Origin of the sequence: Microbacterium meiriae, assembly GCF_040686935.1 — a bacterium.
Taxonomy (GTDB): Bacteria; Actinomycetota; Actinomycetes; order Actinomycetales; family Microbacteriaceae; genus Microbacterium; species Microbacterium meiriae.
In genome coordinates this window covers 489,210-503,340 of the sequence record NZ_JBFBMF010000001.1, presented here as the reverse complement: position 1 = coordinate 503,340, position 14,131 = coordinate 489,210, and the positions used below count along the sequence as shown (strand labels likewise).

The 14,131-nt window shown below is 69.5% G+C and carries 19 protein-coding genes; 11 read left to right on the top strand and 8 right to left on the bottom strand.

Translation table 11 applies throughout. From position 1 onward, the window contains the following. Window positions 1-16: 16 nt before the first annotated feature. From AB0P08_RS02420 to AB0P08_RS02410, 3 genes are read right to left on the bottom strand one after another with little or no spacing between them, the layout of a single operon-like run. Complete coding sequence (locus AB0P08_RS02420; protein ID WP_280567205.1) at window positions 17-793, bottom strand: ABC transporter ATP-binding protein; 777 nt, start codon at window positions 791-793, stop codon at window positions 17-19. A 56-nt stretch (window positions 794-849) separates the two neighbouring features. Next, the gene (locus AB0P08_RS02415) at window positions 850-1,521 is read right to left on the bottom strand and encodes a potassium channel family protein (protein ID WP_025104470.1); all 672 of its coding nucleotides are present in this window, start codon (window positions 1,519-1,521) and stop codon (window positions 850-852) included. Then, complete coding sequence (locus AB0P08_RS02410) at window positions 1,514-2,944, bottom strand: TrkH family potassium uptake protein (protein ID WP_187663312.1); 1,431 nt, start codon at window positions 2,942-2,944, stop codon at window positions 1,514-1,516. Before AB0P08_RS02410 ends, AB0P08_RS02415 begins: the two co-directional genes overlap by 8 nt. Window positions 2,945-3,048: 104 nt before the next feature. Between AB0P08_RS02410 and AB0P08_RS02405 the strand changes: the two genes are divergently transcribed. The 10 genes from AB0P08_RS02405 (at window position 3,049) to AB0P08_RS02360 (ending at window position 8,629) form a co-directional block, all read left to right on the top strand. Further along, a complete protein-coding gene (locus AB0P08_RS02405) occupies window positions 3,049-3,465 on the top strand; it encodes an ArsR/SmtB family transcription factor (RefSeq protein WP_187663313.1) in 417 nt (138 codons plus the stop codon). Between the two features lie 243 nt (window positions 3,466-3,708). Further along, window positions 3,709-4,635, top strand: coding sequence for a cyclase family protein (locus AB0P08_RS02400; RefSeq protein WP_363587903.1), 927 nt, complete (start codon window positions 3,709-3,711; stop codon window positions 4,633-4,635). Window positions 4,636-4,710: 75 nt separating this feature from the next. Further along, window positions 4,711-4,902 carry a helix-turn-helix domain-containing protein gene (locus AB0P08_RS02395; protein WP_025104463.1) on the top strand — a complete coding sequence of 64 codons (192 nt, stop codon included), beginning with the start codon at window positions 4,711-4,713 and terminating at the stop codon, window positions 4,900-4,902. 114 nt (window positions 4,903-5,016) lie between these two features. Then, entirely contained in the window at window positions 5,017-5,115 is a 99-nt protein-coding gene (locus tag AB0P08_RS02390) for a 30S ribosomal protein bS22 (protein ID WP_003792170.1), read from the top strand. A 79-nt stretch (window positions 5,116-5,194) separates the two neighbouring features. Next, window positions 5,195-5,497, top strand: coding sequence for a rhodanese-like domain-containing protein (locus AB0P08_RS02385; protein ID WP_363587901.1), 303 nt, complete (start codon window positions 5,195-5,197; stop codon window positions 5,495-5,497). Then, window positions 5,494-5,790 carry a glutaredoxin family protein gene (locus AB0P08_RS02380; RefSeq protein ID WP_025104461.1) on the top strand — a complete coding sequence of 99 codons (297 nt, stop codon included), beginning with the start codon at window positions 5,494-5,496 and terminating at the stop codon, window positions 5,788-5,790. The genes AB0P08_RS02385 and AB0P08_RS02380 overlap by 4 nt, the downstream gene beginning before the upstream one ends. Then, window positions 5,787-6,089, top strand: a complete 303-nt coding sequence (locus AB0P08_RS02375) for a Dabb family protein (protein WP_363587899.1) — start codon at window positions 5,787-5,789, stop codon at window positions 6,087-6,089. Before AB0P08_RS02380 ends, AB0P08_RS02375 begins: the two co-directional genes overlap by 4 nt. A 143-nt stretch (window positions 6,090-6,232) precedes the next feature. Continuing rightward, window positions 6,233-7,045 carry a basic amino acid ABC transporter substrate-binding protein gene (locus tag AB0P08_RS02370; protein ID WP_363587897.1) on the top strand — a complete coding sequence of 271 codons (813 nt, stop codon included), beginning with the start codon at window positions 6,233-6,235 and terminating at the stop codon, window positions 7,043-7,045. 34 nt (window positions 7,046-7,079) lie between these two features. Continuing rightward, entirely contained in the window at window positions 7,080-7,877 is a 798-nt protein-coding gene (locus tag AB0P08_RS02365) for an amino acid ABC transporter permease (RefSeq protein WP_187663318.1), read from the top strand. Then, complete coding sequence (locus AB0P08_RS02360; protein ID WP_187663319.1) at window positions 7,874-8,629, top strand: amino acid ABC transporter ATP-binding protein; 756 nt, start codon at window positions 7,874-7,876, stop codon at window positions 8,627-8,629. The genes AB0P08_RS02365 and AB0P08_RS02360 overlap by 4 nt, the downstream gene beginning before the upstream one ends. Before the next feature lie 13 nt (window positions 8,630-8,642). Here the strand turns inward: AB0P08_RS02360 and AB0P08_RS02355 are convergent, their stop codons facing one another. From AB0P08_RS02355 to AB0P08_RS02335, 5 genes are all read right to left on the bottom strand, one after another. Next, window positions 8,643-9,734, bottom strand: coding sequence for an ABC transporter ATP-binding protein (locus AB0P08_RS02355; RefSeq protein ID WP_363587895.1), 1,092 nt, complete (start codon window positions 9,732-9,734; stop codon window positions 8,643-8,645). Beyond that, window positions 9,731-10,522 carry an ABC transporter permease gene (locus tag AB0P08_RS02350; RefSeq protein ID WP_336501787.1) on the bottom strand — a complete coding sequence of 264 codons (792 nt, stop codon included), beginning with the start codon at window positions 10,520-10,522 and terminating at the stop codon, window positions 9,731-9,733. The genes AB0P08_RS02355 and AB0P08_RS02350 overlap by 4 nt, the downstream gene beginning before the upstream one ends. Beyond that, entirely contained in the window at window positions 10,519-11,457 is a 939-nt protein-coding gene (locus tag AB0P08_RS02345) for an ABC transporter permease (RefSeq protein ID WP_522727289.1), read from the bottom strand. Before AB0P08_RS02345 ends, AB0P08_RS02350 begins: the two co-directional genes overlap by 4 nt. Beyond that, a complete protein-coding gene (locus AB0P08_RS02340) occupies window positions 11,454-12,593 on the bottom strand; it encodes an ABC transporter substrate-binding protein (protein WP_363587893.1) in 1,140 nt (379 codons plus the stop codon). Before AB0P08_RS02340 ends, AB0P08_RS02345 begins: the two co-directional genes overlap by 4 nt. 135 nt (window positions 12,594-12,728) lie before the next feature. Beyond that, a complete protein-coding gene (locus tag AB0P08_RS02335) occupies window positions 12,729-13,244 on the bottom strand; it encodes a GNAT family N-acetyltransferase (protein WP_363587891.1) in 516 nt (171 codons plus the stop codon). A gap of 107 nt (window positions 13,245-13,351) precedes the next feature. Between AB0P08_RS02335 and AB0P08_RS02330 the strand changes: the two genes are divergently transcribed. Further along, entirely contained in the window at window positions 13,352-14,125 is a 774-nt protein-coding gene (locus tag AB0P08_RS02330; RefSeq protein ID WP_187664096.1) for a sulfite exporter TauE/SafE family protein, read from the top strand. Window positions 14,126-14,131: the final 6 nt, after the last annotated feature.

The window sequence follows — 14,131 nt, the reverse complement described above, 5'->3', positions numbered from 1 at the left end:
TGTCGCAGCCGCAGGCCTACGAGGAGCGCAACCACGCGAGCGTCTCCGTTCCGAGGTCGTGCGCGCCCACGAGGGTGAGGAAGCGCTCCTGCAGCGTGAGCCCGGCGCGCACCTCGTCGAGCGCACCGTGGGCCAGCAGGCGGCCCTCGGCGACGATGGCGACGCGGTCGCACAGCGACTCGACGAGCTCCATGACGTGGCTGGAGAGGACGACCGTGCCGCCGCCGTCCACGAAGGAGCGGAGGATCTGCCTGATCGTCTGCCCGGAGACCGGGTCCACCGCCTCGAGCGGTTCGTCGAGGATCAGCAGCCGGGGCGCGTGGATGAGCGCGCAGGCCAGGCCGATCTTCTTCTTCATGCCGGCCGAGTAGTCGACGACGAGCGTGTCGCGGGCCTCCGTCAGGCCGAGCGCGTCGAGGAGCTCACCGGAGCGGGAGACGACCTCCGCCTCCGGCATCCCGCGCAGCAGGCCGGTGTACCGCAGCAGCTCGGCGCCGGTGAGGCGGTCGAGCATCCGGATGCCGTCGGGGAGCACGCCCATCCGCGCCTTCGCGGCGGCAGGGTCCTGCCAGACGTCGGCGCCGAGCACCCAGGCCGTCCCGGCGTCCGGACGCAGGAGCCCCGTGGTCATGGCGAGCGTCGTCGTCTTGCCCGCACCGTTCGGGCCGAGCAGCCCCAGCATCGAACCTGCGGGGACGTCCAGGGACAGCGCGTCGACGGCGACCTTCTGCCCGAACTGCTTGCGGAGCCCGCGGAGGGCGAGGACGGGCGGTGCGGGGGCGTGATCGCTCATGCCCCCATCCCACCACGGCGGCCGTGGCGGGCGCATCCGCCGTGGGGAGGACCCGTTCAGCGGTCGAGGGCGGCGAAGCGCTCGATGTCGCTGTTCGTCCCGGAGACGATGATGAGGTCGTGGTTGGTCACGATCGTGTTGGCCTCGGCGTACCGGAACGGCTTGCCAGGGCTCTTCACGCCGACGACCGTGACCTTGTACTTCGAGCGCACGCCGGATTCGTTCAGGCCGACGCCGCGGATGAACTTCGGCGGGTACATCTTGGCCAGGACGAAGTCGTCGTCGAAGCGGATGAAGTCGAGCATGCGCCCGCTCACGAGGTGCGCGACGCGCTCGCCAGCCTCGCGCTCGGGGTAGATGACGTGGTTGGCGCCCACCCGGGCGAGGATCTTGCCGTGCGACTGGGAGACCGCCTTCGCCCAGATCTGCGGCACCTTGAGGTCGACGAGGTTGGCCGTGATGAGCACCGACGCCTCGATCGAGGAGCCGACGGCGACGACCGCGACCTGGAAGTCCTGGGCGCCGATCTGACGGAGCGCGTCGATGTTGCGGGCATCGGCCTGCACGGTGTGCGTGACGCGGTCCGACCACTTCTGCACGAGCTCGAGGTTGTCGTCGATCGCGAGCACCTCGCGGTCGAGGCGGTCGAGTTCGCCGGCGCAGGCGGCGCCGAACCGGCCGAGACCGATGACGAGGACGGGAGCGTCCCCCCGAAGGACTTCAACCAACGATCGGCCTTTCCACGGGCAGTGAGTAGTACTGCGTGCGCGATGTCGCGGCGACTGCCGCAGCGAGAGTCACTGTACCAACGCGGCCCATGAAGATCGTCGCGGCCATGACGTACGAGGCGGAATCCGGCAGCTCCCCGGTGAGGCCGGTGGAGAGCCCGACGGTGCCGAATGCGGAGATGACGTCGAAGAGCACGTGGCTGATGTCGGCCTTGGTGATCTGCGCGATCACGATGGTCGACAGGGCGACGATCGTGGCACCCCAGGCGACGACGCTGAGGGCGACGCGCTGCACGTCGCTGGGGATCCGGCGGCCGAACGCCTCGACGGACTGGCGGCCCTTCGCTTCGGACCAGACGGCGATCGCGAGGACCGCGAGCGTGGTCACCTTGATGCCGCCCGCCGTCGACGCGGACCCGCCGCCGACGAACATGAGCATGCTGGCGGCGAGCAGCGACGAGCCGTTGAGGTCGTCCATCTCGATGACGTTGAAGCCGCCGGAGCGGGTCATCGCGGAGAGGAAGAACGCCTGGAAGGTCGTGTCGGCGGCGTCCATCGAACCGAAGGTCTTCGGGTTGTTGTACTCGAGGATCAGGAAGGCGGCCGCGCCGAGGATGAACAGCAGCACGGTGGTGACGATGGTCAGCTTCGAGTGCAGCGACCAGCGCTTGACGTGCCAGACGTGCTTCGCGAGCGTATAGATCACCGGGAAGCCGATGCTCCCGAGGAACACGCCGACCATGAGCAGCGACAGCACGAGGTAGTCGTCGGCGAAGACGGCCACCCCGCCGTCGTTCGGTGCGAAGCCGGTATTCGTGAACGCCATGGCCGAGAAGTACGGGGCCTCCCAGAGCGCGGCGATCGGGTCCACCCCCGCCATCACCAGTGCGGGATAGAGGAGGGCGGCGAGGGCCGCTTCGATGAAGAGGGCGGAGAGGGCGACCGTGGTGAGCAGCTGGCCCACCTCGCCCAGACGCACGGTCTGGCTCTCGTTGACCACGCCGCCGTGCGCCCGAAGCGGGTTCGTGTCGCCCGCCGCCATGAGCTTCGCGCGCAGCCCGAGGCGCTTCGAGATGAGCATCCCCATGAGGGAGGCGAGGGTCAGCACGCCGAGGGCGCCGATGTTGACGCCGATGAACACGACGACGTGTCCGAAGGGCGACCAGTGGTTGGCCATGTCGACGGTCGCGAGGCCCGTCACGCAGATCGTGGAGACGGCGGTGAAGAGCGCATCGCTGAGCGGTGTCACCGTGCCGCTGGCGGAGGCGATCGGCAGCGAGAACAGCACCGTGAACACGAGGATCAGCAGCGCGAAGACGGCGATCGCGAACCGGGAGGGCGACGAGGTGATGAGGTGCTTCACCCGGCCGGCGGCTCCGGGGAGACCGGTGCGAGGAGACGACGCCGAAACGATGCCCGACATCGCTGCCCCCTTCTTCTGCGCCGTCCGTTCCCCGGCGGCAGCACGGCGCCTCTCGCCGAGCCTTCGTCATGGTACTCCGTGCCGGGGCGCACTACCCTGATCACATGACGGACATCTTCGACGTGATCGCAGACGGTACGAGGCGCGACATCCTCCAGCTCCTGCTCCGCCGCACGTCCGAAGGCGAGTCCGGCACGAGCGTGAGCCAGATCGTCGCCGACCTCGGCATCAGCCAGCCCACGGTCTCCAAGCACCTCAAGGTGCTCCGGGACGCCGAGCTGGTGACCGTCCGCGAAGACGGCCAGCGCCGTTTCTACAGCCTGTCCGTCGCGCCGCTCGAGGCCGTCGACGACTGGCTGGTCCCGTTCCTCGTCGACGCGTTCGGCGACACCGCGCCGGACATCGCATACCCGGGCGCTCCGATCCCCGACGGTGCTGCACACGCGGCCGAGGTGGTCGGGCGTGCAGCGGCATCCGCCAAGCACGTGGTCGCCAACGCGCTGAAGCGCCTCGGCGCCTGACTCGACGCCCCGCCCGGACGGAGAACCGCCCCCGACGGCAGGGGGGATGCCGTCGGGGGCGGTGTGCGGACCCCAGATCCGCGCGGACTCGGCAGGTGCCGGCACGGGTCCTGCACTCGACACTGGCAGGGCTGTCTGAGCGATCGGGCAATGCGGGCTATGCGCGGGCTGGACGTCGGCGGGCCGGTGGGGCAGGGCGGGTCACGCATCGTTCCGGAGGAGCCCGTCGGGCAGGATGGGCACATGACGGACGAGTACCGCGCGCACTTCGACTTCGCGATCACCTTCGCCAACGGCGGCGGCCTGCAGGGGCAGGGGTTCCGCCTCGATCTGCCGAGGAAGGACATGACGGCCGAGGAGGTCTCGAGCCTGCTCGTGTCACACCTCGGCCTGACGCTCGTGGGCAGGGTCGAGCTCCGCGACCTGCGGATCGTCTCCGAGCCGCACCGAGGCAGTCGTGGCGTCGTGGCACCGGCTCCTGCAGATCGCGCCGACCGAGTCGTCGACCTGAGCCACCCGATCGCCGAGGGCATGGTCACGTATCCCGGGCTGCCCGCGCCGAGCATCACCCCGCACCTCACCCGCGCGGCCTCTCGCGAGCGCTACGCGCCGGGGACGGAGTTCGCGATGGACGTGATCACGATGATCGGCAACACCGGGACGTACCTCGACTCCCCGTTCCACCGCTATGCGGACGGGGCGGACCTGGCGGCGCTCGACCTGGAGACCCTCGTGGATCTCCCCGCCGAGGTCTTCCACCTCCGCGACGCCTGGACGCCGGAGCGGCGGGGCATCAGGGCGGCGACGCTCGCCGATCGTGAGCTCCGCGGCAGCGCGGTTCTCCTGGACACCGGCTGGAGCCGCCTGTTCGGCACCCCCGACTACGGCACGGGCGCACCCTTCCTCACCGAGGACGCCGCACGATTCCTCGTCGACGCCGGGGTGCGCCTCGTCGGCATCGACGCGCTCAACATCGACGACACGGAGAGCGGCGGGGAGCGGCCCGCGCACAGCATCCTCCTCGCAGCGGGCGTGCACGTCGTCGAGCACCTCACCGCTCTTGACCGCCTCCCCGCGCGCGGGGCGCGGTTCACCGCGGCCCCTCCGGCGATCCGCGGGTTCGGCACGTTCCCGGTCCGGGCGTTCGCGACCATGCCGATATCTCACTGATCACAGCAGTCACGCGGGTTTACACGCGTCCCAGCGACCCCATAGAGTGTGCTCATCGAGAAAGGGGTACGTGGGATGCCCGAGGTTCCAGACGTCCGATTCCTGACGGTGGCCGAAGTCGCCGAGCTCATGCGCGTGTCCAAGATGACCGTGTACCGGCTCGTGCACGCCGGTGACCTTCCCGCCATCCGGTTCGGACGGAGCTACCGCGTGCCGGAGTCCGCCGTCGCGGAGGCCCTGCAGCGGCCCATCGCCGACGCCGGCTGACGGAGGGCGCGGGGCACCCTCCTGAGTTTGCTAGGATGATCCGAGGCATTTTTCGTGCTCGTACCCGGGTGTCCGATTCCGGCGACACCCAGCCCCTGACTTAGTGAGGTTTCCGTGGGTTCTGTCATCAAGAAGCGCCGCAAGCGCATGGCGAAGAAGAAGCACCGCAAGCTGCTTCGCAAGACTCGCCACCAGCGCCGCAACAAGAAGTAAGCGGCCAGACACCGAGCGCCTGTCTTCGGACGGGCGCTTTGTGTCTCTGCGCGCCGTTCCGCACCGCCGAGAGGATGTCATGAAGTCGATCACCGTCGCCGAACTCGCCGAGCGCTCCGGCACGCCCCTCATCGATGTCCGGGAGGTGAACGAGTACCAGGCGGGCCACGTCCCCGGCGCCGTGAACATCCCGATGTCCGAGATCGGCAACCGCCTGGACGAGCTTCCCGCGGAGTCGTTCGACGTGATCTGCCAGGCCGGCGGCCGCTCGGCCCGTGTGGTCGAAGCGCTCGAGGCCCGCGGCTACGACGCCACCAACGTCGAGGGCGGCACCGGCGAGTGGATCGCGCAGGGACGCGAGGTCGAGGTCCCGTCGTCGTGACGACGCTGACCCTCATCGGCAAGCCCGACTGCCATCTGTGCGCGGTGGCCTCCGAGGTCGTCGACGCGGTCGTCGCCGAGCTGCCGGACGCCGCCGCGGAGCGCATCCAGATCGTCGAGGCGTCGATCCAGGACGACCCCGCCCTGTACGAGCAGTGGTGGGAGAAGATCCCGGTCGTCCTCATCGACGGGCGACTGCACGCGCACTGGCGCGTGTCCCCCGACCGACTGCGCGAGGCGCTGGAAGAAGCCGTCGACGCGGAGGCCCGCGCCGACCAGAAGGAGCTGCGATGACCATCCGCCATGTCGTGACCTGGAAGCTGGCCGCGGAGGACGCAGGGGAGCGGAAGGCTCAGGCGGCTGAGGTCGCCCGGCGTCTGAACGCCCTCGACGGCGTCGTACCGCAGTTGCGCAGCATCTGGGCCGGCGCGAACGACGTGTACCCCGACGCCAACTGGGACGTCACCCTGGTCGCCGACTTCGACTCCGTCGCGGACCTCGAGCAGTATCAGGTGCACCCCGCGCACGAGGAGGTCGCCGGGTACATCCGCTCGGTCGTCTCCGGCCGGGTGGCGGTCGACGCCGAGCTCTGAGCGTCGAGACTCGTCCCCGCGGCACCGAAACACAAACGTGATGCGGCGCAGGCGGATGTCATTGGTCACGCGACGAGCCGCATGTTTAGATGAACTCCTACCCGTCCGTGGGCTCACCCGCCCCCCGACTCTCAGGAGCCGACATGTCCCGTCGTAACCTCTTCGCCGGCCTCGCGATCGCGGCCACCGCCACCCTCGCGCTCGCCGGATGCGCCACCGGCTCCTCCGACGCGGGCAGCAGTGGCGAGCCTGCCGCCGGCGACGAGTACGGCCTCGTCGAGGCGGGCATGCTCACCGTCTGCTCCGACATCCCCTACCCGCCGTTCGAGTTCGAGGGCGACGACGGCGAGTACACCGGCTTCGACATCGACCTGCTCGGCGCGATCGCCGAGCAGCTCGACCTCGAGCTCTCGGTGCAGGATGTGGGCTTCGACGCGCTGCAGTCCGGCACGACCCTCGCCGCCGGTACCTGCGACGTCGGCGCCTCGGCCATGACGATCACCGACGAGCGCAAGGCCAACATCGACTTCTCGGACCCGTACTACGACTCGCTGCAGTCGCTCCTCGTGCGCACCGATTCCGGCATCGAGTCCATCGACGACCTCGACGGCAAGAACGTCGGCGTGCAGCAGGGTACGACGGGTGAGGCGTACGCGACCGAGAACGCGAAGGGCGCGCAGCTCGTCCAGTACCCTTCGGACGGCGAGCTGTGGCCGGCCATCCAGGCGGGGCAGATCGACGCGATCCTGCAGGACCAGCCCGTCAACCTCGAGCACGAGAAGGCCGACTCCGCGTACGAGATCGTCGAGACCTACGAGACCGACGAGTCCTACGGCTTCGCGTTCGCGAAGGGCGAGAAGGACGAGCTCCTCGACGCCGTGAACGGTGCGCTCAAGGACCTGAGGGACAACGGCGAGTACCAGAAGATCTACGACCAGTACTTCACGGCGAACTGAGCCGGGGAACACGGAGGTCGGGAGGACCTTGACAATGGCGTTGAGGCGCACCACCAAGCAGAAGCTCTACCGGTACACCGTCTATGCGGTGCTGATCGCGATCGCCGTCTGGGTCGCGTTCAGCACCGACTGGTCCCGGCTCGGGCAGCTCTTCTTCAACCCCGAGGTCGCAGCCAAGATGCTGCCGGGGATCATCACGACCGCGCTCGTCAACACGCTGTGGTTCACGGCGGTGGCGTTCGCCGGCGGCCTTCTCCTCGGCGTGATCCTCGCGCTGATGAAGCTGTCCGAGATCGGTCCGTTCCGGTGGATCGCGACGGTCTGGATCGAGCTGTTCCGCGGACTCCCCGCCCTGCTCACGATCTTCGCCATCGGCTTCATCGTGCCGATCGCGCTCGGTGTGCGGGCGCAGGAGCTCGGCGGTCCCGTGGTGCTCGGCCTGATCGGTCTCGTGCTCGTGGCGTCGGCGTACATGGCCGAAACCATCCGCGCGGGACTCCAGGCGGTGCCGAAGGGGCAGACCGAGGCCGCGCGATCACTCGGCATGTCGCCCATGAAGACGACCTTCTGGATCGTCGTGCCGCAGGGCTTCCGCATCATCATCCCGCCGCTGACGAACGAGTTCGTGCTGCTGCTGAAGGACACCTCGCTGCTGTTCGTCGTCGGCACGTTCATCTGGTCGAAGGAACTCACGACCTTCGCCCGTGACGCCAGCACGCAGAACGCCAACGGAACGCCGCTGATCATGGCGGCGATCCTCTACCTGATCGTGACGATCCCGCTCACGCGTTTCAGCGCGTGGCTGGAGCGTCGGATGGCGAGGACACGATGAGCACCGACCTGATCGACGTGCAGGCCCCCGCGATCGCGATCCAGGACCTGCACAAGAGCTTCGGCGACAACGAGGTGCTCAAGGGCATCGACCTGACGGTGCTCGCCGGCGAGGTCGTCTGCGTGATCGGCCCGTCCGGGTCGGGCAAGTCGACGTTGCTCCGCTCCGTGAACCTCCTGGAGGAGCCCACGGGTGGCAAGGTGCTCATCGAGGGCATCGACATCACCGATCCCGACATCGACATCGACCGCGTGCGCACCCGCATCGGGATGGTGTTCCAGAGCTTCAACCTGTTCCCGCACCTCAGCGTGCTCGGCAACCTGACGATCGCGCAGCAGCGGGTCAAGAAACGCTCGAAGGCCGAAGCGGAGAAGGTGGCCCGCGCCATGCTCGAGCGCGTCGGGCTCGCGGAGAAGGCCGACGCGTACCCCGGGCACCTGTCCGGCGGACAGCAGCAGCGGGTGGCCATCGCGCGGGCGCTGTGCATGAACCCCGACATGATGCTGTTCGACGAGCCCACGTCGGCCCTCGACCCCGAGCTCGTCGGCGAGGTGCTGCAGGTGATGCGGTCGCTGGCCGACGAGGGCATGACGATGCTCGTCGTCACGCATGAGATGGGCTTCGCGCGCGAGGTCGGCTCGCGGCTGATCTTCATGGACGGCGGACAGATCGTCGAGGAGGGCGACCCCCGCGAGGTGCTGGCGAATCCGCAGCACCAGCGCACGAAGGACTTCCTCTCCCGCGTCCTGTAGTTCTCTCCTCGGGTCAGCCGCGCGGACGCGCGACCACCGGGGCAGGAGTCACCGCGATCCGGACGCGGTCGCCGAACGACGGGTGCACGGCGGGATCGTGCTGCACGCGGACGAGCTCACCCGACTCCGTGCGCACGAGGGTCCGCCGCATGCTGCCGAGGAACGTGCTCTCCTCCACGAGCGCATCGGTGGCGGCGTCCTCCGCGGAGGTGAAGCGGACGTTCTCCGGACGGAGGTACACGTCGACGGGGCCGTCGGCGGGGGTCTGCAACGGGAGACGCTGCCCCCACACGACGACGTGCTCGCCGTCCGCGACCCCGGACACGACGCTGGAGAGCCCCACGAATGCGGCGACCTCGGCGGTCGCAGGGGTCGTGTACAGCTCCTCCGGGGAGCCGATCTGCTCGATGCGACCCGCGTTCATGACCGCGATCCGGTCGGACACCGCGAGGGCCTCCTCCTGATCGTGCGTGACGAACACGGTCGTGGTGCCCAGGCGCAGCTGGATACGGCGGATCTCGTCACGGAGCTGCACGCGCACCTTCGCGTCGAGGGCCGACAGCGGCTCGTCGAGCAGCAGCACCCGAGGCTCCGTGACGAGAGCGCGAGCCAGGGCCACCCGCTGCTGCTGTCCGCCGGAGAGCTGATGCGGGAACCGGTCGGCCAGGTCGGCCAGACCCACGAGGGCGAGCGCATCGAGGGCACGCCGCACCGCCTCGGCCTTGCCGACGCCCCGACGACGGAGCCCGAAGGCCGTGTTGTCGACGACGCGGAGGTGCGGGAACAGCGAGTACGACTGGAACACCATCCCGATGTCGCGCCGGTTGGTCGGCACCCGCGAGACATCTCCGCCGCCGAGGAGGACGGTCCCCTCGTCGGCGCCCTCGAGTCCGGCGAGCACGCGGAGCAGGGTGGTCTTCCCGCAACCGGACGGGCCGAGCAGCGAGACGAACTCCCCGGGAGCGATGTCGAGGTCGACGCCGTGCAGCACCCTTGTGCCGCCGTAGCTCTTCACGATGCCGTGCAGCTCGACCCGCGTGCCCTCGCCGGCCTGGGCGAGCAGCAGGTTGTCCTTGGTGCGCGGGAGCGCGTGATCGAGGGTCATGAGCGGGCCTTTCGCGGACCGCGGGCGACGCGGCCGATGAGCAGGAGCAGGAGGAAGACGAACAGCAGGGCGAGCAGCGTGAAGATCGCGGGCGCGAACGGGTCCTGCTTCTGCACCACGACCATCGCCGTCTGGAAGACCTGCCGGTTGAGCAGGGACGCGATCGTGAACTCCCCGAGGACCACCGCGATGGAGATCAGCGCGGCGGCGAGCAGCCCCTGTCGGAGGTTCGGCGCGAGGACGCGGAGCACGACCGTCGGCCACCCCGCCCCGAGCGAGCGTGCTGCCTCGGACAGCGTGCGCAGATCGGCGGCATCGATGGACGCCTGGATCGAGCGGAACGCGAAGGGAAGGACAGTGACGCCGTAGGCGAAGGCGAGGGTCCAGGTGCCGGTGCCGACGGTGCGACCGATCTGCAGGTAGATCGGCGCGAGGCCCACCACGAGGACGATCGCGGGGATCGAGATCGGGAGGAGCGCGACGAACTCGAAGGCCGCCTTCAGTCTGGGGAAGCGCAGGTTCACGAGGATCATCGTGGGGGCAAGGAGGAACAGCACGATCGCCACGGTCACCACTGCGAGGATCAGCGAGTTGCCGAGCCCCGTCCAGATGGGCTTGAGGGTCGCCGACGCCGCGGGGTCGAAGAGGGCGGCCCAGTGCGCGAAGGAGAGGCCGTCCGTGCCGCGCAGCGTGAAGAGGAACGTCGACACGAGAGGCACAGCGAAGAACGCGCCGACCACGATGCCGATCACCGCACGGGTCGCGCGGGACGGGGCGAGGCCGTTCATGCCTGCCACCGCGCGGCGCGTCGCTGGATGACCGAGTACAGCGCCATCACTACGCCGACCACGACGATCATGCCGAGGGCGAGAGCGCCCGCGAGATTCTCCCGGCCGAGCAGGGTCTCGCTCGTGAGCGCCGTGCGGATCTGCAGCGGGACGATCTGCGAGCCCTGACTCGCGAGCGCCGCGGCCGTGGCGTAGGAGGAGAACGCGTTCGCGAAGAGCAGCAACAGGCTCGCGAGGAACGACGGCGCCAGCACCGGGAGGCCGATCCGCAGCCAGAAGCTCGCCCTGCTGCCCCCGAGGGTGAGGTTCGCCTCGACCCACTGCGGCTTCAAGGCGGCGAGGGCGGGGAGGAAGGTGATGACCATGAGCGGCACCTGGAAGTAGATGTACGGGAGGATGAGGCCGGGCAGCTCGTACAGCCAGGTGCCCTCGGCGAAGATATCGATGCCGAACGTGTCGCGGAGGAAGACGGTGACCACGCCCTGGATGCCGATCATGGCGATGAAGGCGAACGCGAGCATGACGCCGCCGAACTGCGCGAGGACCCCGGCGGCCGCGTCCACGGATCGCCGCACGACGCCGTCCGGGTTCATGCCGAGCAACGCATAGGAGACCAGGGCGCCGACGGTGGCGCCGACCGCCGCGGTGAGCAGGGACAGCCCCGCCGAGTTCGCGAAGGTCGTGAGCACGACGGGGTCGCCGAGGGCGGCGACGTTCGTCCAGATGAAAGAGCCGTCGCCGTCGAAGAACCCGGAGCCGATCGCGAGCACGGTGGGCAGGGCGAGGAACAGCAGCACGTAGGCGGCGAAGGGCACGAGCCCCAGCCACGCTGGGGACGGCGCAGACCGCCGGGCCCGCGCGTGCGACGCGGGTCCGGCGGCGGTGACGGGGGCGGACGCCGCGGCATCCACCCCCGGTGCGACGAGAGAGGTCACTGGACCGCCGCTGCCCACTTCTCGCCGAGCAGCGTGCCGGCGTTCTCGGACTGCTCCTCGGTGGGCACGACGGTCTCCTCCGGAGCCTCCGGGAGAGCCGCCGCCAGCTTCTCGTCGATCGTGCCCGCTTCGGTCATCGCCTCCATGCGCACCGGACGGGCGCCGCCCTTCAGCCACAGGTTCTGCACCTCGTCGCTGTAGAGGAATTCCTGCCACAGACGCGCGGCCGCCGGGTTCGGCGCGTCGACGTTGATGGCCTGGTTGTAGTAGCCCGCGTAGCCGGTGCCGTCGAAGACCTCGACTTTCCAATTCGGGTTGTCGGCCGTGTGCGCGGCGTTCAGGTAGTCCCAGTCGAAGACGACCGGGGTCTCGCCGCTGGCGACGGTCGCGGTCGTGACGTCGACCTTGAGCAGGTTCCCGGCCTTCTGCAGGTCGGCGAAGAAGTCGATGCCCGGCTGGAAGTCGTCGAGCGTGCCGTCCGACTGCACCGTCGCCAGGCCCACGGCGGCGAAGGCGGCGCCGGCCTGCGTCGGGTCGCCGTTGATGGCCACGGCACCCTTGTAGTCGGCGGAGAGCAGGTCGGACAGCTCAGCCGGCGCCTCGAACTTCGAGGAGTCGTAGCCGATCGACATATACCCGCCGTAGTCGCCGACGAAGAGGCCGGTGGGCTCCTTCAGCTCGTCGGGGATGTCGTCCCAGGTCTGGACCTTATAAGGAGCGAAGGCGTCGGTGTTCTGCAGAGCGACGGTGAGGCCGAGGTCGAAGACGTCGGGGGCGGTGTCGAGGCCCTTGTTCGTCTCGGCGGCCTGGATCTCCTCGGCGCTGGAGACGTCGGGCGACGCCTCGTTGATGGTGATCTCGGGGTACTTATCGGCGAAGAGGTCGAGGATCTCGCCGTAGTTCGCCCAGTCGCGCGGGAGGGCGATGACGTTGAGCTGACCCTCCTCCTTCGCGGCGGCCTCGAGGTCGGCGAACGAGCCGAAGTCCTGGACCGACGTCGCGCTCGCCGCGTCCACGGCGTCATCGCCGGCGGCCGGGGCGTCGGTCGCCGAGGCGCAGGAGGTCAGTGCGATGACGGCCGTGGTGGCCAGGGCGATGCCGGCGCCGATGCGTGCGCGGCGGATGGAGCGTGCCATGAGTGTCCTCTCGGTGTCCGGCGTTGCACGCCGGTGTCGGGTTGCGAGAGGACACTATGAGTCCGAGGTAGCCGCGGGGAGCGGCGCGGGTGAACGGTCGGTGTCGGGCGGGTGGCGCAGGAATGCGCCTGGGGATCAGTCGTGCCGGACCGTGTACTTGAAGCCGCGGTGCGAGCCCACGTAGCCGAGGCGCTCGTAGAACCGGTGTGCGTCGGTGCGGGCGGCGTCAGAGGTGAGCTGCACCATGGCCGCGCCGAGGGCGGGCGCCGCGGCATCGCCGACCCACCGCATGACCGCGGAGCCGATGCCGGACGAGCGGAGGTCGCTGCGCACCCGGACCGCCTCGACGAGCAGCCGCCGGGCGCCGCGGCGTGCCATGCCCGGGATCGACGTGAGCTGGAGGGTGCCGACCACCGCGCCGTCGAGCTCGACCACGAGGAGGTCGTTGGAGGGATCGGCCAGGATCTCGCGGAGGCCGCGCTCGTACGCCGGACGGTCCTCGTCGGAGGCCACGTCGCCGCGGGCGGCGCTGATCGGGTCGTCGGCGAGCAGCGCGATGACGGCGTCGGCGTCGGCCTCGCTCGCTCTCCGGAGCACGGCGTCCCCGCTCCTCGACGCGAACGGGTGCGGCAGCGGGAGAGTGGGAAGCATGACCCCAGTCTGCCAGCGGCGCGGATGCGTGACGGTGCCCGCGGGTCTGGAATCATGGCGGGGTGGATATCGGCAGCCTCCTCGGACTCGAGCAGCTCACCTGGGGGATGCTGATCCTCATCATCGTGGCGGCGTTCAGTGCCGGGTGGATCGACGCGGTCGTCGGCGGCGGAGGACTGCTGCAGCTTCCGGCACTGCTCCTCATCCCCGGCATCGCCCCGGTCCAGGCGCTCGCGACGAACAAGCTCGCCTCCGTGTTCGGGACCGCGACCAGCAGCATCACCTACTACCGCCGTGCCAAGCCCGACCTCCGCACGGCCCTGCCGATGGCGGTGATCGCGTTGATCGGCTCGTTCGGCGGCGCGGCGGTCGCGACGGTGCTGCCCCCGGCCGCCTTCAAGCCCATCATCGTGATCGCGCTGCTGGCGGTCGCCCTGTTCACCGCGCTCCGTCCGCAGCTCGGGGCGGCGACGCAGCTGCGCTTCCACGGACACAAACACCACATCATGGCCGGGCTGGCCGGGCTCGGCATCGGGTTCTACGACGGCATGATCGGTCCGGGGACGGGCACCTTCCTCGTGATCACCCTCGTCGCGCTGCTGGGGTACGACTTCCTGCAGGCGAGCGCGAAGGCCAAGATCGTCAACCTCGCGACGAACGCGGGGGCCCTGCTCCTCTTCATCCCGCACGGCTCGGTGCTGTGGCTGCTCGGGGGCATCCTCGCGGTCGCGAACGTCGCCGGCAGCTACCTGGGCTCGCGGATGGCCATCTCCCGCGGCACGACGTTCATCCGCGTGGTGTTCCTCGTCGTGGTGGTGGCTCTCATCGCGAAGCTCGGTGTCGACGTGTGGAACGAGAACCTCGCCCCCCTCTTCGCCTAGCCTCCT